Consider the following 19,186-nt stretch of genomic DNA (forward strand, 5'->3'; position numbering starts at 1 on the left):
ATCGTGCAAAAGCTTGTTGAAGGCAAAGTCATAGGGTTCATCTATGGGGTAGCCATGCTCTGCCCAGTACTGCCGCACAATCGTGTACCCATCGCGAGGAGCAGAACCCGCCTCCCCGCCGGTCTCCGGGGTATCGAACAGGCCGGAAAGCAGCTCATAGGCCGATTTCGTGTCGTAGATGGGGAGGATGAGCGGCTGAATGATGCTGGCCGTGCCATCAAAAGCCCGTAGGTCGCCCCAAGCCTCAAGAAAATGCGATTCTGGCAGATGCCATTGGCATGCTATGGAGGTCTCATCCTCATACAGTCCAAGATGGGCGCGGAAGGGAACACGTGGAAGCGCCTCGGCAAAGCCGATGTCGGCAGGAGCGTTGTAAACAGGATTTCCCCCGAGAATCAGCAGGATGTCTACCTTACCTGCATTCATATCGGTCACCAGATTTTGAAGCGCCTGTATCTGGTGTTGCGGCTGAGCTTCCACCGGTTCCGTATGGAAAACGGTCTTCCCCACGTTGCCAAGGCGCTCGTTCATGGCATGAGCCAGAATATGCACCGCAGGCGTTTGAAATTCGCCGGGGATCACCACACACGCGCCGGCGTTGGCCTGCAAGTCCTTCGCCACTGCTGCAACAAACTTTGCCTGCTCCGCATCGAGTGTGGGCAACGGTGCCGAACCCACATCTATTCCCAGCTGCTGGGCAATGGCTCGAGCAAGGCCCTCCACCAGGCTTGCTCGTACGCGAATGCGGTTATCCGCCATCGCTCCGGTCAATGTGGGTGTGCTCTCTACGGCATAGAAGCGCGATATCTCTGTGGTGCCTTGTCGCACCCTGCGCCCATCGGCAAAATCGCGCGCGTACCGCACGCCAGCAGGGTTCGAGATGAGGAAATCGGAGTCGAGCGACAAAATGCGCTTCGCTTTGGCAAGGTCATAATGGGTGTGAACCGGCTCCCCGAAGGCTGCTATTGCGGCCTCATAGGCGTGGTTGGGGTAGGTTGGCTCGTACTGAACCCACTGTGCCTCAGGAAAACGTTTCAAAATCGCTTTCAACTGCGCCGCCAACGTAGGCGAAGTAATCGTCTCCGTGAGAATACGCAAACCTGCCCCCTTCACGGCCAGCTGACGCTGCAGAAGCGGTCGAGCAGTGGTATAGAAATCTTCCCAGGTGGAAAAATCGCCTTGATGGTTCACTATTTGAGAGCGATCAGGGTCATAAAGGGTCAAGGTGGCAGCCTGCGTGAAAATATCGGTTGATCCCAAACTCGCTGGGTGGCCAGGATTGCCATCCATCTTGATAGGACGCCCATCACGGCTTGTTACAATGGTGCCTATGCCATATCCCCAAAAAGTGGGTGCGGCCGAGGCATAGTATAGCGGCACGCCCGGCGTCTCTTCCTCCGGCTGGTTCACGTAGGGAACAAGCTTGTGCTGAGGCAGATAACGACACCCGCTTAGGCCGGCAAGAGCCAACGAGGCCGCACTGAGCGTGAGAAACTGCCGACGGTCCATATGCAAATCTATGGAGCGCGTGACATCGGGGATTTCGTTGGCCACAACCTCACGAAACTCCGGCGTGTCCGCAAGCTCTTCAAGCACACGCCAATACTTCTTGCCACGCGCAGCCGCCAGGCGCGCTTTAATAGTCGCTAAATCTAGCTTCGACCGATTTTCGTTTGCCATTCTTTCCACCTAATCTCCACCAAGTTCGTCCGTCCGCCTTTAGTGATGACAGACAGAGCAGTTGGTAATCTGAACGGTGTGGATGTGATACTCTTTCTTAAGACGCTCCCCCTCCACGAGGTCGGCTCCTTGATTTTCGTAATACTTGCCCTCCGCAAGCGCATATTCACGCGGTGTTAGACCATCTTTGCCGGTCGGATCCACCTTATCGCCATAGCGCTGAATGTCCTGATAGAGCTGCCATACAAACTGCGGAGGTGCCAGAAACTTCTCCGGTTGACGATGGCAGTTGAGACAGAAGACCATGAAGAAGGCCTTGCCTTTGTAGGTGATCATCATCTTCTGTATGGGGCCGTGGCAGTTATTACAGCTGATTCCGCGCGCCACATGGATGTCATGCGGGAAATAGACGAAGCCCGGAACCCAGTTCACCTGGTTCCACACAATAGGCTTGTTTTCGCGATAGCTATCACGCACCGGCTTAAGAAGCGGGCTGTCTGTCCAAATCTGAGAGTGGCATGACATACAAATTTCCGAAGAGGGCAGCCCAGGATTGGGCGATCGCTCTACATCGGTATGGCAATAACGACAGTCTATACCAAGCTCTACGGCGTGGTGCTCGTGACTGAAAGGAACCGGCTGAGCGAGAGGCACGCCCACATTTGTGTTGAACGAGGAGCGCGTGATCGCGCTACCCACAAGCAGCGCCACAATAGGGCCGGTAAAGGCGCAAAGCACCATCACACGTGCAACTGTGTTCGCAGCCGGATGGAAGAGTTGAGCCATCAGTACACTCCCTGTCTATTTCGATCCGCATCGGCCAGGCAAAGCGCACGCCTCGCCGAACAACGGCACACCCACGTTACCGCTCTCTTTGCGAACCGCACTTTGTGCTTTTTTTCACAATGTGGGACGGATATAACCCACATCTAGATTTTCCTCATCGGTGGGATATTGCTTTTTACAGCTCTACAAGGGGCCTAGTGGTCTCTTGCTCGAACCACATTAGTATAGCACATCGCCGAAGCGATCGCAACCCCCTCATAGAAAATTTTCGGTTTCTACTTCGTGATTCCTAAAACCACGCCGGAAACCGAACATCATTTTACCCCATACATCCCTTTTTCAATATCTTCGTGACACAACGGCCCTATAGAACCTTCATCAGGACAATTTTGGCAGTCTCCTCAAAACGAGCGGTCTTTTCCGTACAACTTTGGACATCAGGTATACTTAGCCTCGTCCATTAACTACCGCCGATCTTATGCAGGCGACTTGCTGTTTGGTCAAAGCGGCGCTTCCTTTGTTGCCCGGAGACGACAGTCCCTGCGCCAGGAGGTTCTTATGGAAGCAAAGCTTTCTCCAGAACGGGTTCGTGAAATATTTCTCCAAGTTGGCGCTTTACGAACGGGTCACTTTCTTCTCTCTTCGGGGCGCCATAGCAACGAGTATTGGGAGAAGTTTTGGGTGCTGCAACATCCACAGTACGTTCAAATGCTCTGCGCTGAAATAGCCCGTCGCTTCCGTAATAACGCCGTTGAGGTCGTCCTTGGCCCCACCACAGGGGGCATTCTCTTGGCCTACGAGGTGGCGCGGCAACTGCAAACACGGGCGCTTTATGCCGAAAAGGAGCAGGGTGTACGCTGCCTACGCCGTGGGCTTGTACTGCCGCCCAATACGCGCACCCTTATTGTAGATGATGTTATGACCACCGGCGGCGCTACCCGCGAGTGTATTGAACTAGCACAAAAGCATCAGGCACACATCGTAGGCGTGGCGGTACTCGTGGATCGTAGCGGGGGAACCGTTGATTTGGGCTATCGTCTTGAAGCCCTTCTCACGGTTGAAGCTCCCTCCTATGCACCCGATGAATGCCCCCTCTGTCAGCAAGGCCTTCCCATTGAAGAGCCGGGAACTACGCGCCTCCGATAAACGCTAAACTAGTAGCAGTTTCCTCATCTTTTTCCACCGAAATAGCAAGCTTCGGAGTGAACCACTCATGGAGATCGCGCGTTTTATCGGGTTTTTACATCCGGCCCTCGTTCATTTTCCCATTGTCCTCCTCCTTTTCGCCGTCGCTCTCGATCTCATTGGTTTCTTTAAACGGGACTCTGTTATCGCCCGATTTGCCCAAATAACGTTGCTGCTGGGTACCTGTGCAACCCTCTTTGCTTTCGTTGCCGGCAATTTTGCCGAAATTTGGGCGGCCCGCGATGGCGTCCCACAAGACCCCATGGAATACCACGAACTGATGGCAACCATCACGAGCTGGTCGTTCGTCTTTCTTGCAGCTGCACGGCTGTTTCTGGGCATCGGCACGCGACGCGACGCCATGGCCGTCTATCTCATTCTGGCAATAGCGTGCTGTGCGCTTCTTGGTTATACAGGCCACCTTGGTGCGATGCTCGTCTACCATCATGCAGCTGCGGTGCAGGTTCCCGGCATCGCCCCTGCTCCCACCCATGAAGACCTTGCTATCCTGTTACAACATCAAACGCAATCCGCTATTTTCTACTCCGACATGATGCACCATATCTTCGGATGGTTGGTGCTCGTGCTCTCCATCATGCTGCTCATAGACCTCTTGTCGCCGGAATGGGGCGCTCAGGTACGACGTTTAGCTCCGCTGCTTTTCCTTGCCGGAGGGGTTTTCCTGCTTATTTTCAGCGACCAGGACGCCTGGCCGCTCTATCATGTGCATCCGTTCCGCCCACTTACTGACAAAGAGGTTTTGATGCACAAAATCTACGCCGTTCTCATGATGGCCATGGGGTTACATGGGCTGCTCAAACGTCGGCAAGCCGCTAAAATCGGCAAAGGGCTTCAAAACCGCCTGCTAGCCGTTTTCGCCTTGGTGGGGGGAGCTTTGCTGTTTACCCATGTTCACTCCAATGCCCCCTATGCGAATGTGGCTGCAGGAGTCTATATCCACCATACCGTCATGGGGTTCGTCGCGTTACTTATCGGCGCCGTTAAGCTAACAGAAGACCATCTTCAACAAAAGCAACAGCAGGGCTTTCCTTTTATCGTCTCAACACGGCTTACCCGTAGCCTTGCCATCGCCTATCCCTGCCTCATGATATTTGAGGCGTTTCTTCTTATAAACTACAATGAAGGGCTTCCTTGGTTCCTCGGCTATGGCCGGCTAAGCCGCTCCGCTCCCCATCGTGGTCTTGTAGCGCCTCTGGGTCGTGAACGCGCCGAGCTGACCTATAACCCTACCAACCAGCGTTTTGATCTCTACCTCTATCATCAAAGCAACGACATTCCCTATCCCATGAAAGTCTACAGCGCCCAGCTCGTCATTAAGATCGGCGGTGATACCACCGCGCTTAAGCTGCATCCCGTGGGCACCGACTTGAGCCACTACGCCGGAATGGCAACCTTTTTGCATAACATCCCTTTCTTTGAACCGAAAGCCTTACTCTGGCCCTTCGACCAACCACCCACCGCAACGCCTTTGGTGGCCGATTTCGAGCCATGGATAGATCGCAGCGCCGCTTTTCCGCATAGTTACTTGCCCTATGTCTGCCCTATGCACTCAAACGTGGGAGCCACTCATCCTGGATTTTGTCCCATATGCGGCATGCCTCTGGAGCCTAACAAACCACCACGCCCTTGGGGGGTGTTGCACGATCCTGGCTACACGCTCGACTTCGCCATGCTCTCCAGGGCAATCCCCCATCCCTCATCTCAAACTACCTCAACTTCCTCGAGGCGGCCCCAAGCCCTGTCGCTGAGCACTATTCGTGCTTATGCCGAAGCAGGCCATCTGCTCTTCCCTACGCAACATGCGCAGCTCACACCGATCACATACCCCAAACCCGGCCAGCTGGTGCGTCTTGTCTTTACGCCACGTTATCAGGGGCAAATTCTTCATAACCTTGCAACCGTTCATGAAAAAAAGATGCATCTTATTGTGGTGAGTCAAGACCTCTCTTTCTTCGACCACATCCATCCGCAGCTACAACCCGATGGCACGCTGCTTATGGATTATGCCTTTCCCTTTGCCGGCAATTTTCTGCTCTTCGCCGACATTACCCCGTTCGGAGACAGGAACCAGGTATTTCGCATTCCTGTGCACGTCTCCGGTACTCCGCCACCGCCAAAACCGCTTCTGGTTACGCCGGCGCAAGCTAAGGTGTTTGGGTCTTATCGCGTCCAGATGCTTATGAACCCACGCCACCCCTACTGGCGCGACGAAACCGTGCTGACCTACACCATCTGGAAAAATGGCCTGCCCGTCACCGATCTTCAACCCTATCTTGGGGCTGCCGGACACTGTGTGGCGATCAGCCGAGATACCATGGGCTATTGCCATTCCCATCCTTTGGAAGTGGGTGCAAAGCACTATGGCCCAACTGTCCAGTTTCATGTTTTGCTATCTAAACCCGGCATCTACAAAATTTGGACGCAGTTCAAACATGAAGGTAAAATTCTAACGACCGATTTTGTCATTAAAGTTCAGTAGAGAGAGACGGATGCCCTCTGAGATCGTTCGCCTTGATGGACATATCATCGACTCGCTAACCCTCTCGAAAGTCCTTGACATCATCCTCAAAGAGGGGGGAGAGTATCGCGTGTTACGCTTTCAAATGGGCGCGACACGCTCCGATCCGAGTCACGCAGAGATAGAGATCAGCGCCCCAGATAATGAAACGCTGGAGCGCATTCTCCACGCCACCGGCCAGCATGGCACAGAGCGCACAGCCGGAGAGGCCCGCCTGGTGCCGGCTCCAAAAGACGGTGTGCTTCCCGAAGGCTTCTATGCCACAACCAACCTCGAAACCCACGTGCGAGTAGGCAACGAGTGGCTCCCCGTGCAGTTCATCGAGATGGACTGCGCCATTGTCATCGAATATAAAGAGGGTAAGCCCACTGCGCGTTGTGCCCCTATGCATCATGTGCGTGAAGGGGAGCTTGTCGTCGTTGGCGATACCGGTGTGCGCGTTACTCCCGTCGAGCGACGTGAACCGGACGATGTATTTAGCTTTATGGGAAGCGACGTCTCCACCGAGCGCCCGAAAGAACGTGTCGTCGCCGCCATCGTGCACGCAATGAAAGAGGCACGGCAAGAGGGAAAGAAAATCCTCTTTGTGGGCGGCCCGGCTATCATCCATACAGGCGCCGGCCACTACCTCGAAGCCATCATCCGAGCGGGATGGATAGATGTGCTTTTCGCAGGCAATGCCCTGGCCGCCCATGATATCGAAGGAGCGCTATTTGGTACCTCATTAGGAGTTGAGATCGCCACCGGCACGGCCATGCCCCACGGCCATGAAAACCATCTGCGTGCTATCAACGCCATACGCGCCTATGGCTCCATACGTCGTGCCGTTGAGGCTGGCTTCCTTCGTTCTGGCATCATGCACGCCTGCATTACCACAAATACGGCCTATGTGCTTGCCGGCTCTATCCGTGATGACGGCCCCCTACCCGACGTCATCACCGATGTTGTGGAAGCTCAGGACAAGATGCGTCAACATGTGCACGGGGTCGGTGTTGCCCTTATGGTCGCAACCACCCTCCATTCGGTAGCGACCGGCAACCTCCTGCCTGCCTCCGTGCGCACCCTTTGCGTCGACTCCGACCCCGATACGGTCATCAAACTCATGGATCGGGGAACCCATCAGGCGTTTGGACTCGTGACAGACTGCGAATTCTTCCTTAAAGAGCTGGCAGCCCAACTGCCAAACGTCAAAGTCGTAAAATGACTACACCCACTACCATCCGTCAGGTTCTCATGTGCCCGCCTACGGCCTACGACGTTTGTTACGAGATCAACCCCTGGATGCATGTCGAAAACCGCCCCGATCGGTCTCTTGCAGCAAAACAGTGGGATGCGCTCTACCAAGTGCTTGCCACTCGAATAGGTCTTACCGTCCATCTAATCCCGCAACCACCAGAATGCCCCGACATGGTATTCACGGCAAACGCCGGCCTCGTTTACGAAGGGAAAGCGCTCCTTTCACAGTTCCGACACCCACAACGCCAGCCCGAGGTACCTTACTTCCGCACTTGGTTTGAGCAACATGGCTATCAAGTAATCACCCCACCACCAAATTGTCATTTCGAAGGAGAGGGCGATGCTCTGTTCGTAGGAGATGTGCTTGTGGCAGGCTACCTTAAACGTAGCGACATCTGTTCCCATCGTTGGCTTACCGACACATTGGGTCTGCCCGTCCTTTCCTTAGAACTCGTGGACGACCGATGGTATCATCTCGATACCTGCTTCCTACCTCTCGAAGCGCATCTCGTCGCTTACTATCCGGAAGCCTTCGATGACTATGCACGCATCGTGATTGAAAATAACTTTGAAACCATTCCTGTCCGTGAAGAGGAGGCGCTACGCTTCGCCTGTAACGCAGTGGTGATAGGCCACCAAGTGGTTCTACCAAACGGCTGCCCACAACTAACCGATGCCCTACAACAGAGGGGCTTTGTGTGCTATGCTGTAGAGATGTCGGAGTTTCTTAAGGCCGGAGGTGCGGCGAAATGCCTTACCCTACTGCTTCGCTGAAGTTTTTCGTCCATAAGCCAATCCTCTCGACACAGCTGCTTCTAAAACGTCTCCCAACTGAGGGCCATAAAACGACATGCCCGCCTCATAACCTCCGTGACGGTACTGTTCCGCAGTGAGCGCATAGGCCAACCAGTCGTTAACGAGAGCCACTATAGCTACCGGATGATACCCCGCCTGTTCCGCCTCACGCCTTAGTGCTGCTCCCAAAGCGCCCGTAGGCTCACAGGGCATACCGATAAGCAGCAACCGATGAATACGAACAAAGGAGATTCTCGTATTCGAGGGCATGATGTGCTTCACTCTATTCTGCGCATCTGGAATGGAGATGCCCAAACTTCCTGCAGCGGCAAGATAGAGGCCATTTGGTTCGCGTTCCGGCAATTTCACGGAGATTTGCCACGCCTCCACCGGCGCGGGCACACTATAAATGATCGTGGGAATAAGCTTGAGCACCGCATCGGCAACCGCCTTCCCATACTGATCAACCTCCTGCTCCTCCGTCAGCCCCTGCGAATCCGGCGGGGCGGCATCGCCTTCCGCGCCGTTCAAAAACAGACAGATACCTCCATAACGCTTCTCAACCGCCTGTTCCATAACTCCAGGCCAATCGGCTGAGATTTCCAGCATCTTTGCCGTGTAGAGAGTAGGATGGGAGGCAAAAACAACCAACTCGGCTATCGAGCGCATGTCTCCCCGCCGAACAACGCCCAACACCGTCAACTGCCTATCTAACACGGGGTCGTCACGCCGATTGCGATTCAGCCCTTCTACCTGCGTTGCCGTGTAGCCTAGAAGTGCTGGTAAGCGATTCTCATAGGCCTGCTTCACAGCAAGCGCAATGTGATGCGCGGTCCAATGAAGCAGCCGCGGATTAAAGCAGCTCCAACCTTTAGGCTGCGTGAATGTGTTCGCAGGGTCCATCGCGAGGGGATCGGGAGCGCTGTGAGTATGCGTCGCTGCCAAGAACAGGTGGCTTCCCGTTAATTGGGTCAACCCCATCTGCCTCAGGTCTTGTGCTACGGCCTGCACAATACCCGACGGTAAAAAGCAGAGATCTACCGAGACAATGGCGACAAGCCGATCTCCCCTCCCAAGCACCAAAGCGCGTGCGAACACCGGGTCATGCACCCCCATCGCTAAAGCCCCCCTACGTGCCGCATATCCTCCTAATGGCACCCTCACGGCAGCGCCAAGGGGTGTGATGTCCACCCTCGCCGCACCGGCCACAAAAGCAGGCTGGCCAAAGGCCCTTGCACCTGAAAAGAGGAGGAGCAGCATCAACCCCAAAAACCTAGCTGCTGCGACCTGCTTTGAATTATCCCTCACGCATCACCTCCAAACCCTTCCATTCGAAATGGAAGGGAATAATACGTGCTCCTGACTCAGATAATGCCACGGCAACTTCACCGGCTCTGCCTTCCGCCACACAAAAGATCAGACATCCACCCCCGCCAGCACCGCATGCTTTGCCGCCGATAGCGCCTGCCTTCTCTGCGACATCAAACAACCGCTCGATCTGATCGTTCGTGATTGAGGGATCAAGCGCCTTCTGATGATGCCAGTTCTCACTCAAAATAGAGGCAAATTCGGCGATATCCTCTCGTAATAGTGCCTCACGCATCCTTAGGGCACAATCACGAAGTCCGTACAACGCCTGTACCGTTTGCGCAACTCCTTTCTTAAAAGCCCCCCACACGTGCGCATGAATGCTGCCCGATAGTCGCGGCTTTCCCGTATAACATAGCACCAACCGCTTCTCTAACATGTCTATGAACCTTGGCGAGAGGGACAGCCGCTCCACATGTACGCTCTGATTGAACGTCATAAAGTTCACTCCGCCAAAGGCTGCAGCGTACTGATCTTGCTTCCCACCCAGAATCCCTAACATCTCCTCTAATTGATATGCAAGCTCTGCAATACGTGCTCTGTCCTCCTCTGAAGTAATTTGAGAGTGAATAAGGCTTAGCCACACGACGTTAAGCGCTGCCGATGTTCCTAATCCTGAACCGGAAGGAAGATCGCACCGATAGGCCACTCGCAACCCCTCTTGACTTCCCGCTAAAGCCACCGGAAAGCTCAACGCCTCCGGCTCCTCATAAACCTCCAGCTCTCCGGTCACATAGTGATCGATAGTGGCATTTACCACAGCCCCACCGGCCCCTAACGCAAAAAGGTTTACGTCGGTCCAACCTCCGGCAAAGTCAATCCGCACCGGTGCGCGGCTCGTAACCAACATGGTGTTGCGAACCTCCCTTGACGAAATTCTCCTGATCTGCTATGCTTGTAGCGAACTCTATTGGTATATCCACCGTTTAGGAGGTACCCAAGATGCCCCTCTTACCCGTGATGAAGCGACTATGCTGCCTCTCCCTAGTGCTAGGCCTTGCCTTAGCCCAAGCTGCCCATGCCCAAAATCTCACCATCTATACCGGTAAACTGGAAAACGGCTGGCAGAACTGGTCATGGTGTAAAACAGAGATCGGCAACACGCGTTTTACCTATGCCGGTGAACCGAGCATCCAAGTGCACTATACGGCTCCTTCTCAAGGATTCTACCTGTCTCATACCCCATTTCATACGGACGGGTATAAGGCTCTCAGCTTCTGGATCAACGGTGGGAGCCTAGGGAATCAGCACATACAGGTTGCCGGTCTGCTCGATCGCAAAGCGCAGCCGGCCGTGCCGCTATCCTCCTTTCTACAGAGCGGAGCGATCGCAGCCGATCGGTGGCAAGAAGTCGTTATTCCTCTAGCGGCGCTGCATGTAGATCATGCGAACAACTTCACCGGTTTTTGGCTGCAAGAGGCTGCCGGAACCGCCCAACCGCCTTTCTATCTTGCCGCTATCCGTCTGTTGGCCGCCCCTCCACCCGCTCAAATTCGGTTAGATGTGGACGTTCAGCATATTATTCGAAGCGTTTCGCCCATCGCCATTGGCCTTAACACGGCCTGCTGGGACTCTCATCTTAACACACCAACAACCGTAGAGCTACTCTCTCCCCTCCATATCAACATTCTGCGCTTCCCCGGCGGTTCCACTTCCGATGGCTACCACTGGCAGACGAATAATTCCGACAACAATACCTGGAAATGGGCTACCGATTTCGACGGATTTGCGCACATCGCTCAAGCGCTTCATACGCAAGCCTTTATCACCGTCAACTACGGTTCAGGAACCCCGCAAGAAGCTGCAGCCTGGGTACGCTATGCCAATATCGAAAAACACTACGATTTCAAATATTGGGAGATCGGCAACGAATGCTACGGAAACTGGGAGGAAGACCATCATCCCATTCCTCACGACCCCTACACCTACGCGGTGGAAGCGGCTCAATTTATAACCCAAATGAAAGCCGTAGACCCCTCCATTAAAGTTGGCGTCGTAGCCGTCGTCGGGGAGGATTCTTTCGTCAATAATAAAAACCATGCCGCCGTAAACCCCCGCACCCACCAAACCCACTATGGCTGGACTCCCGTTATGCTCTCAACCCTCCACCAGCTCGGCGTCTTACCCGACTTTCTCATCTACCACCGGTACGAGCAAAACCCAGGCAGCGAGAGCGACGCCTTCCTTCTCCAAGCCGCCCGCACTTGGAAAAACGACGCGGAGAACCTTCGACAACAGCTCTCGGACTATTTGGGTAGTGACGGCAACAGGGTTGCCCTTGTGTGCACAGAGAACAATTCTGTCTCTTACAACCCAGGCAAGCAGACAACCAGCCTGGTTAACGGCCTCTATCTGGCCGATAGCGTGGCCAACCTCCTGCAAACGGAGTTCCAATCTATCTGTTGGTGGGATTTACGCAACGGCCCCAGTCCCAATAACAACAACAGTTCTACCCTCTACGGCTGGCGCAATTACGGCGACTACGGCATTGTGTCGCCCCAAAACGACCGCTATCCAACCTACTACGTTTTCAAGCTGCTTGCCCATTTCGCCAACAGCGGCGACAAGATCGTCACAGCCTCAAGCAACTACGACCTGCTCTCGATCTATGCCGCGCGCCATCCAAACGGATCTCTCTCGCTGCTCATCATTAACAAAAGCCCCGATCAGCCCCTCACAGGCGAAATTCACCTAGTCGGTTTCAACCCTCAGCATGCCGCCCTGTGCTATTCTTACGGCATCCCCCAAGATGACGCTGCACGCACTGGCAAAGGCTCTCCAGACCTGGCGATAACAAGGTGCACTGTTCCTGGCACAACCTTTCGTTTTCAGTTTGCCCCCTATTCAGCAACCGTGCTCCTCTTGAGGGGACAATAACGGAATAAGCGATACTACTCAGTGCTCCACCTCTATCGTTAACCCCGGCCGCGGTGCCGGGGTTAACAGCTTTTCCGCGCCGGCATCGCGCAGCGCTTGTACAACTCTTTCGTACTCCTTCACCAGCACAATGATGGTGCCGCCTCCACCCGCTCCGGCAAGCTTTGCCCCCCAGGCACCGGCTCGACGTGCCGCCTCGATCAACCGATCGTTCTCTACACCGGAACCGCCCAACGCGGCCACAATCTCATGATTTTCGTTCATAGCCTCACCGAGCTTCTGCCAATCCTGCTCGATGAGCGCTCGCTTTCCCCTACGTGCTAAGGCCATGATACGAGCATAGCCACTTCTTACCTCCACATCCCCCTCTTCCCATCGCTGACGCGGAGACTTGTGCACCGTTCCTGAATGGTGTTGAACCCCCGTATGGGCCAAGAGAAGCGGTGGTGCCGGGCAGCGTTCGGCCAAAGGCTCGATAGTGGCTAGAGGCTCATCGTCTTTCTGTTCGAGGCTCTCTTTTCCATAAAAATCCATGAAGTTGAGACCTCCAAAAACCGCCATGTGCTGATCCTGAAATCCACAGAGTACGCCAAGTACCCTTGCCTCGATCTTACGAACCGTCTCCGCCAAAGCATAGGGGTTGAGCTGCAGGTTTTGCCAATGCACAATTGCGCCGACAATCGCCGTTAGCATGGCTGTAGACCCGGCCAGCCCCGCCTGCATGGGTATTTCTGTCCAAACCCGTACGTGAACCGGAGCTGTCTGTAGATTGATGTCGAAATAGGCAAATGCCGCTCGTAAGATATCGAGCTTGTCTCCCCGTAAACGCAGATCATCCTTGCTCCGAACGAGGCTATGCTGGCCTTCATTCTGGAAGAGTGTCTCCTGTTGGTGAGGCTCTAGTTCACAAAAGGCACGCTCTTGGGTTGTGCAGGAAAGCACGCACCCTCCGTACATATCCGTTGGGTTTCCGACAATGCCGCATCGCCCCGGAGCATGCGCACGTATCTTCATAACGCTACCTCCCTAGCAGGAAAAAATAGGCTCTCTAGAGAATGTTTATACGCCATTTTCTCCGTTCTCACATTTCTCGAAGGTCTTTTAGTCACAGCTCAGACACCAAAACCATGCCTGCTAACTATGTTCTTGGCTTCGATATCGGTGGCACGAAAAGCGCCGTCGTTCTTGCCACGATAGACGGCACTGTGTGCGCACGGATGCAGATACCAACTCGTCCGCAAATGCGCAGCGCTGAAACCGTTCTTTCAGAACTCACCGAGTTAGCCCGTGCACTCCTCGAGGAGGAGAATGTAGGCCAAGATGATCTCGCCGGCATCAGCGCTGTTTGTGGCGGCCCATTAGACTTAGAAAACGGACTTATCTGCTCTCCTCCGAATCTTCCGGGCTGGGACAACGTGCCGCTCGTTGCCTTTTTGCAAGAACGCTTCCATCTACCTGTGGTTCTAGAAAACGACGCGAATGCCGGTGCCCTCGCCGAGTGGCTCTTTGGCGCTGGGAAAGGAGCCTCTCACCTAATTTACCTCACCATGGGCACCGGCATCGGCGGTGGTCTTATTCTAGACGGCAGGCTTTACCATGGGAAGCAGGGACTGGCAGGTGAGATCGGCCATCAAACCATCCTGCCGAACGGCCCCCTGTGTGCCTGCGGTAAACAAGGCTGCTTGGAGGCGCTCGCCTCCGGCCCGGCCATCGCCAGACTCGCCCGAGAAAGCTTAATGTATGGCCGACACAAACGTGTCCTTAGCTTAGCCGGAGGGAAACCGGCCGACATCACCGCAGAACACGTCATTGCTGCAGCGAAAGAGGGCGATAACTTCGCTCAGGGACTTCTAGAAGAGGTAGGGACTTACCTCGGCATCGGCATCGCCAATGTGCTGCAGATTCTCAACCCGGAATGTGTTATTCTCGGAACGATTGCTGTTCACGCAGGTGACTGCCTGCTCGATCCGGTGCGTAAAGCCGTTGCGGAGCGCTGCTGGGCAAAAATCGCTGCCGGCTGCCGCATTCTTCCGGCAGGGCTTGGCATACAGGTGCAAGACTATGCTGCCGTCGCCCCTTTCTTTTACCGCACGTTTCATCAAGGAAGTTAGCCTCTCCACGCCAAAAGCCCGCCTAGGAACTGCCAGGATGCAGCAGCTTCTGTATCTGCGGATCGTTCATATTCTGTTGTGTCACGACCGTTACGCCGCTATCAATGAAGCGCGGTTGGGGCGACGGCTTTTTAGCAAGTGCATTCAGCACCTCCATAACCCCTTGATAGCCCATCTGATAGGGGTTCTGCACGATTAAGGCCTGAATGATGCCCTGCTTGAGGTCGTTTATCTCATCGTCAGAGGCATCAAATGCCACGATTTTCACCTTGCCTACTAACCCGCTTTGCCGCAGATAGTTGGCCGCACCAACTCCACCAGGCTGATTGGCAGCAAATATCCCGTTGAGATCGGGGTGTGCCGTCAACATGTTGGCCGTCTGGTTTACCGCCTTACCCGTATCGCTATCGTCGTAAAGCGTCGTTACCACAGTGATGCCAGGATATTTTTTAATCTCTTCATTAAAACCCTTGAGCCGATCGTCGTTGGATGCCGCCCCCTGTAAAAAGCCAAGAATACCCACTTTCCCTTTTTCACCTATTGCGGCAGCGAGGGCATCTGCAGCCTTCTTCCCTCCCTCTTCGTTGTTTGTGGCGATATAGCAATACGAGGGATCCTCCTTTGGGTCTAGCCCTGAATCGATGGTCACCACAGGAATGCCTCGGTGCAGCGCATCCTCCACGGGGCGTAGCAAGGCGTGGGTATCGCAAGCCGCCAAGACAATGCCCTTGACGCCTGCGTTAATTTTATCTTCCACGAGATTGATCTGGCCGGTGATATCCGTTTCAAGCTTCGGGCCATCGAAATCTATTTTCACGCCACGCTCCCTGCCTGCCGCCTCGGCTCCCGCTTTTACCCCTAACCAATAGGAGTTCGCCGTTCCTTTAGGAATGACCGCGATGACAACCTGATTCGCGCTGGTCGCCGGCCCCCCGCCCGGACCGGCGCTCTTTTGGCAGCCGCTGACTCCAGCTCCTAGTAGCCCTAAAGCAAGTAGAAGTGTGCTATAGCTTTTACCGAAGTGCATGTTTTACTCCTTTGTCGTTTCTGCTAATTTGCGCGGAGCGCCCGCCGCCCCGGCCCAAAACGGTCGTAAAGCACGGCCACCACGATCACCAGACCGATGATGACCTCTTGCAGGTCGGGGCCATATCCCAGCAGAGCGCAACCGTTCCGAATTGTGTAGATAAGTGCGGCTCCCAATATCGTCCCGGGAATGCCTCCCTGTCCGCCGAACAAAGAGGTTCCTCCTAGTACAGCCGCTGCGATTGAGTCTAGTTCATAGCCCACACCGGCATCACGTGAGGCCACGCTCGCCCTCGATACGCTTACCACAGCGGCCACCCCGGAGAGAAAACCCGACAGCATAAAAACGGTGATGATCACCCGGGCGACACGCACCCCAGAAAGCCGTGCCGCCTCGGCATTGCCCCCAATCGCGTAGACCTGGCGCCCCCATCGAGTTTTCGATAAGGCAATATGCACCACGATGGCCGTGAGGATCAGCATCAGCGCTGCATAAGGAATACCGTCGCGCGTCGGTCCACCGAATAGCTCCCCATAACCAAACACCTGAAACGATTGGGGTGTAGACACGTCCTGATCCCCCGACAGCAGTCCGGCAGCCCCATGCGCCACCTCCATCATACCTAAAGTGACGATAAAGGAGGGAATACGTCCATAGGCCGTAATCAAGCCATTGACCGAGCCAAAAATAAGGCCGGTTATGCAGGCGATCAGCACACCTAGAGGCACACTTACATGATAGGTGTGCATGGCCACGGCGGCGGCTACTCCCGAAAACGCCATGATGGCCCCCACCGAGAGATCGATCTGTGCAGCGATGATAACCGCTGTCTGGCCACAGGCAAGAATCGCCACAACTGCCGATTGAACGACGATCTGTTTGAGATTATCCCGCGTAGCAAAATTGGGAGATAGGCGCCATAATATCAAACTCAGAATCACTAAAAAAGAAAGAGGGGCCAGTACCCCCGAGTAGGCAGCCCAAATGGAGGCTCGCTTTTCGGCTACCAGAGATAGCAGTCGTCCTTCTTTAGATACCGACAAAACTCGGAAACCCTCCTCGGTATTGTGCAAAACCTCTCTATTCGACTTTCTTACGCGGCACGTAATTTCGCCTCCAATCGGCCTAATTCCTGCCCCTTTAATTCATCATTCGCTCAAGCCGTATAATATAGCGATTCTTTTCCCTTAGGAAAACACCTATTCTAGCCGATAAATTGGAAGCACGACCATTTCACCGATAGACCCTAACAACTTTGCTGGAGAAGAAAACGTGGCGATTCCTGCACGTCAAGTTGAGTGGCGAGGTTACCCCTCCGTACGCGCTCAACCGCGCAGTCGTGTTCGCAAATGGCGTAGGCGGCTTGCAATCTTAGCTCTCTTACAAGTTCTTTTTCCGGCATTCGCCACTTTCCTTCAGCTCTACGGCCCTGAAAGAACCGTTTTTGGTATTGTTGCCCTCTACTTACCGTCATGGATATGGGGACTACCGGCCCTGCTTCTCTTGCTCCCGGCGATGCGCTACGCACCGCGAAAATTGGGGTTGCTTGTCATTAGCCTTTTGTGGGTCGCCGGCCCCTTAATGGGGTTTTGTTGGCATACGCCGACTCCAGCCTCCCCTACTGCCACAGCCCTGCGCATTATGACCTACAATGTGAAGTGGGGGAAACGCAACCCGCAAGCCATTGCGGAAACGATCAGGCGATTTCATCCCGATGTTTTGGTGATGCAGGATTCCGCCGGCATCCTCAGCGGTCCCGTTCAAGCGACCCTACATAGCTACTACACGAAAACGCTCTATCAATGTAGCGTAGCAAGTCGCTATCCTATTCTCAATGCACGCTCCCTTTCGCTAGCCCCGGACGATCCCAACTATCACTCCATGCGGTTCCAGATTCGATTTGACAAGCATGTCGTTACCATCTACTCTGTGCATCTGCTCTCGCCGCGGTGGGCGCTTCTCGATCTACTTAAGGGAAATAGAGACATTTTACGAGAGGGTGCACAACATCGCCTTGCCCAAGCCAACGGCATCTTGAAGCTCCTGAACCCTCAAGAACCAACGATCGTTGCCGGAGACTTCAACTCCCCGCCAACCTCTTTGGTCTGTCGAATGCTGGAACAAGAGAGGCATCTACAGGACGCATTTTCTCAAGCCGGCCGGGGCTACGGCTATACCTACGGTCAGTATCTTCTGCCTCCCTTTCCCTTTTTACGGATTGACCATATTTTCGCCAGCCCGCAATGGCAGATACACAACTGCCAAACGGGCGACGGCATTGGCTCCGACCACTGCCCGGTTGTGGCCGATCTTACGCTCCGGCGCTAAGCCTGATCGAGCCTCAGCAGCGGACGAAAGAACTGCAGAGCCTCCTGCACATGCCGATCCCAATAGCCCCACTCATGCCCACCCGGGAACTCTTCGTACTCATGTGGGTAACCTATCTCATCAAGATAGGAGTGGAAGCTGCGATTCTGATCGAGCAGAAAATCCTCTGTGCCACAGTCAAAGCGCAGGGCCGGACGTAGAGATTGCGGAACCTGCTTGGCAAGGGCGTAGAGATCGTTTGGGCCGCCCACCGGGTCTTCCCCGAAAATTCGCACCATCTCACGAAGCCAGCGCCGTCGCTCCTCAAGGTTCGCATCGTCCCCCGAACGCCCCACTTCCTCCGGCTTCAGAGGGGAGTGGCCAATGCCCAACGCTCCGGAATGGCTCACCGCTGCACAGAATTTATCGGGATGTTTCAGGGCCAGTTTGAACGCCCCATATCCGCCCATCGAAAGGCCGGCCACACATCTCCCTCCTCTGTCCGCGCGCGTCGGAAAGAGCGAATCCACCAGATTCACGAGGTCTGAGACAATGGCCGTTTCACTTGCCGGCCCTTCAAGTGCGTCGGTATACCAACCGCGCCCGTTATCCGGCATAACAACAATGAGGGGCAGGTCTTGCACATAGCGTTCGATAGAGGTTCGCCGATGCCAGATCGTGTGATCGTCCGATAGACCGTGTAGCAGATAGAGCACCGGGTAAGGCCCTTTCTTACCTTCTGGCAAGATGAGATTGGCCGCCGTCTGTTTTTGAAGGGCTGGGCTGAAATACTTCAGTTCGCAAAAAGCCATCGGTGGTTAGCTAGGCTCCTCCTTCTTATGAAATTGCAAGGAGGCAGAGTTAATGCAGTACCGCTTGCCCGTCGGGCGAGGCCCATCATCAAACAGGTGCCCTAAATGCCCCCCACACTTGGCACAACGCACCTCGATGCGATGCATTCCGTGGCTGTAGTCGTCTAACAGCTCAAGCTTCTGCTCGTCCACCGCATCCCAAAAGCTCGGCCAGCCCGACCCCGATTCATACTTCGTATCCGATGTAAACAGCACCTCACCACACCCAGCACAGGCATAAACGCCCGTCTCGTGGTTCTTATAGTACTTTCCAGTAAAAGCTGGCTCGGTTCCTGCCTGCCGCAACACATAGTACTGCTCAGGCGTCAGTATCTTGCGCCACTCTTCTTCACTTCGCACGATCTTCTCCTTGCCCATTTTCTCCTCCAACGTCAGGTTCGGTAGAAAATGTTCCTTTCTCTCA

The 19,186-nt window shown here is 54.6% G+C and carries 16 protein-coding genes; 7 read left to right on the plus strand and 9 right to left on the minus strand.

Annotated features, from left to right (window positions below; all coding sequences use genetic code 11):
- A partial coding sequence (locus tag VKV18_RS05085) for a TAT-variant-translocated molybdopterin oxidoreductase (RefSeq protein WP_324203143.1) occupies positions 1-1,680 on the minus strand: 1,680 nt, incomplete at its 3' end.
- Positions 1,681-1,719: 39 nt separating this feature from the next.
- Positions 1,720-2,466 carry a cytochrome c3 family protein gene (locus tag VKV18_RS05090; protein WP_324203144.1) on the minus strand — a complete coding sequence of 249 codons (747 nt, stop codon included), beginning with the start codon at positions 2,464-2,466 and terminating at the stop codon, positions 1,720-1,722.
- Between the two features lie 558 nt (positions 2,467-3,024).
- On the opposite strand from VKV18_RS05090, the gene pyrE reads away from it, so the two are divergent.
- From pyrE to VKV18_RS05110, 4 genes are all read left to right on the plus strand, one after another.
- Entirely contained in the window at positions 3,025-3,612 is a 588-nt protein-coding gene (gene pyrE, locus VKV18_RS05095) for an orotate phosphoribosyltransferase (protein WP_324203145.1), read from the plus strand.
- Between the two features lie 67 nt (positions 3,613-3,679).
- Entirely contained in the window at positions 3,680-6,151 is a 2,472-nt protein-coding gene (locus VKV18_RS05100) for a DUF2231 domain-containing protein (RefSeq protein ID WP_324203146.1), read from the plus strand.
- A 10-nt stretch (positions 6,152-6,161) separates the two neighbouring features.
- A complete protein-coding gene (locus VKV18_RS05105) occupies positions 6,162-7,394 on the plus strand; it encodes a TIGR00300 family protein (protein ID WP_324203147.1) in 1,233 nt (410 codons plus the stop codon).
- The gene (locus VKV18_RS05110) at positions 7,391-8,200 is read left to right on the plus strand and encodes a dimethylarginine dimethylaminohydrolase family protein (protein ID WP_324203148.1); all 810 of its coding nucleotides are present in this window, start codon (positions 7,391-7,393) and stop codon (positions 8,198-8,200) included. The genes VKV18_RS05105 and VKV18_RS05110 overlap by 4 nt, the downstream gene beginning before the upstream one ends.
- On the opposite strand, the gene VKV18_RS05115 is transcribed toward VKV18_RS05110, so the two are convergent.
- Positions 8,186-9,529, minus strand: coding sequence for a neutral/alkaline non-lysosomal ceramidase N-terminal domain-containing protein (locus VKV18_RS05115; protein WP_324203149.1), 1,344 nt, complete (start codon positions 9,527-9,529; stop codon positions 8,186-8,188). The two genes, VKV18_RS05110 and VKV18_RS05115, sit on opposite strands and share 15 nt — an antisense overlap.
- Entirely contained in the window at positions 9,519-10,439 is a 921-nt protein-coding gene (locus VKV18_RS05120; protein WP_324203150.1) for a hypothetical protein, read from the minus strand. Before VKV18_RS05120 ends, VKV18_RS05115 begins: the two co-directional genes overlap by 11 nt.
- Positions 10,440-10,531: 92 nt before the next feature.
- On the opposite strand from VKV18_RS05120, the gene VKV18_RS05125 reads away from it, so the two are divergent.
- Positions 10,532-12,466, plus strand: a complete 1,935-nt coding sequence (locus tag VKV18_RS05125; protein ID WP_324203151.1) for an alpha-L-arabinofuranosidase — start codon at positions 10,532-10,534, stop codon at positions 12,464-12,466.
- An 18-nt stretch (positions 12,467-12,484) separates the two neighbouring features.
- Here the strand turns inward: VKV18_RS05125 and VKV18_RS05130 are convergent, their stop codons facing one another.
- On the minus strand, positions 12,485-13,480 hold the full coding sequence (locus tag VKV18_RS05130) for a hypothetical protein (RefSeq protein ID WP_324203152.1): 996 nt from the start codon (positions 13,478-13,480) through the stop codon (positions 12,485-12,487).
- Positions 13,481-13,593: 113 nt separating this feature from the next.
- Here VKV18_RS05130 and VKV18_RS05135 point away from each other — a divergent pair, with 113 nt between their 5' ends.
- Positions 13,594-14,577: an ROK family protein gene (locus tag VKV18_RS05135; protein WP_324203153.1), complete on the plus strand. Its 984-nt coding sequence runs from the start codon at positions 13,594-13,596 to the stop codon at positions 14,575-14,577.
- 22 nt (positions 14,578-14,599) lie between these two features.
- Here the strand turns inward: VKV18_RS05135 and VKV18_RS05140 are convergent, their stop codons facing one another.
- Positions 14,600-15,604, minus strand: coding sequence for an ABC transporter substrate-binding protein (locus VKV18_RS05140; RefSeq protein WP_324203154.1), 1,005 nt, complete (start codon positions 15,602-15,604; stop codon positions 14,600-14,602).
- Between the two features lie 23 nt (positions 15,605-15,627).
- Positions 15,628-16,647: an ABC transporter permease gene (locus VKV18_RS05145; protein WP_324203155.1), complete on the minus strand. Its 1,020-nt coding sequence runs from the start codon at positions 16,645-16,647 to the stop codon at positions 15,628-15,630.
- Positions 16,648-16,876: 229 nt separating this feature from the next.
- On the opposite strand from VKV18_RS05145, the gene VKV18_RS05150 reads away from it, so the two are divergent.
- Positions 16,877-17,932 (plus strand): endonuclease/exonuclease/phosphatase family protein, encoded by a 1,056-nt coding sequence (locus VKV18_RS05150; RefSeq protein ID WP_324203156.1) that lies wholly within the window; start codon positions 16,877-16,879, stop codon positions 17,930-17,932.
- On the opposite strand, the gene VKV18_RS05155 is transcribed toward VKV18_RS05150, so the two are convergent.
- Positions 17,929-18,723: an alpha/beta hydrolase family protein gene (locus tag VKV18_RS05155; protein WP_324203157.1), complete on the minus strand. Its 795-nt coding sequence runs from the start codon at positions 18,721-18,723 to the stop codon at positions 17,929-17,931. The two genes, VKV18_RS05150 and VKV18_RS05155, sit on opposite strands and share 4 nt — an antisense overlap.
- Positions 18,724-18,729: 6 nt before the next feature.
- Positions 18,730-19,140, minus strand: a complete 411-nt coding sequence (msrB, locus tag VKV18_RS05160) for a peptide-methionine (R)-S-oxide reductase MsrB (RefSeq protein WP_345786394.1) — start codon at positions 19,138-19,140, stop codon at positions 18,730-18,732.
- Positions 19,141-19,186 lie beyond the last annotated feature (46 nt).

Origin of the sequence: Chthonomonas sp. (genome assembly GCF_035294505.1) — a bacterium.
Classification (GTDB): domain Bacteria; phylum Armatimonadota; class Chthonomonadetes; order Chthonomonadales; family Chthonomonadaceae; genus Chthonomonas.

Coding starts and splice junctions, on each gene's coding strand:
- VKV18_RS05090 (WP_324203144.1), bottom strand. CDS start 2,466: ATGGCTCAACTCTTCCATCCGGCTGCGAACACAGTTGCACGTGTGATG.
- pyrE (WP_324203145.1), top strand. CDS start 3,025: ATGGAAGCAAAGCTTTCTCCAGAACGGGTTCGTGAAATATTTCTCCAA.
- VKV18_RS05100 (WP_324203146.1), top strand. CDS start 3,680: ATGGAGATCGCGCGTTTTATCGGGTTTTTACATCCGGCCCTCGTTCAT.
- VKV18_RS05105 (WP_324203147.1), top strand. CDS start 6,162: ATGCCCTCTGAGATCGTTCGCCTTGATGGACATATCATCGACTCGCTA.
- VKV18_RS05110 (WP_324203148.1), top strand. CDS start 7,391: ATGACTACACCCACTACCATCCGTCAGGTTCTCATGTGCCCGCCTACG.
- VKV18_RS05120 (WP_324203150.1), bottom strand. CDS start 10,439: ATGTTGGTTACGAGCCGCGCACCGGTGCGGATTGACTTTGCCGGAGGT.
- VKV18_RS05125 (WP_324203151.1), top strand. CDS start 10,532: ATGCCCCTCTTACCCGTGATGAAGCGACTATGCTGCCTCTCCCTAGTG.
- VKV18_RS05130 (WP_324203152.1), bottom strand. CDS start 13,480: ATGAAGATACGTGCGCATGCTCCGGGGCGATGCGGCATTGTCGGAAAC.
- VKV18_RS05135 (WP_324203153.1), top strand. CDS start 13,594: ATGCCTGCTAACTATGTTCTTGGCTTCGATATCGGTGGCACGAAAAGC.
- VKV18_RS05140 (WP_324203154.1), bottom strand. CDS start 15,604: ATGCACTTCGGTAAAAGCTATAGCACACTTCTACTTGCTTTAGGGCTA.
- VKV18_RS05155 (WP_324203157.1), bottom strand. CDS start 18,723: ATGGCTTTTTGCGAACTGAAGTATTTCAGCCCAGCCCTTCAAAAACAG.
- msrB (WP_345786394.1), bottom strand. CDS start 19,140: ATGGGCAAGGAGAAGATCGTGCGAAGTGAAGAAGAGTGGCGCAAGATA.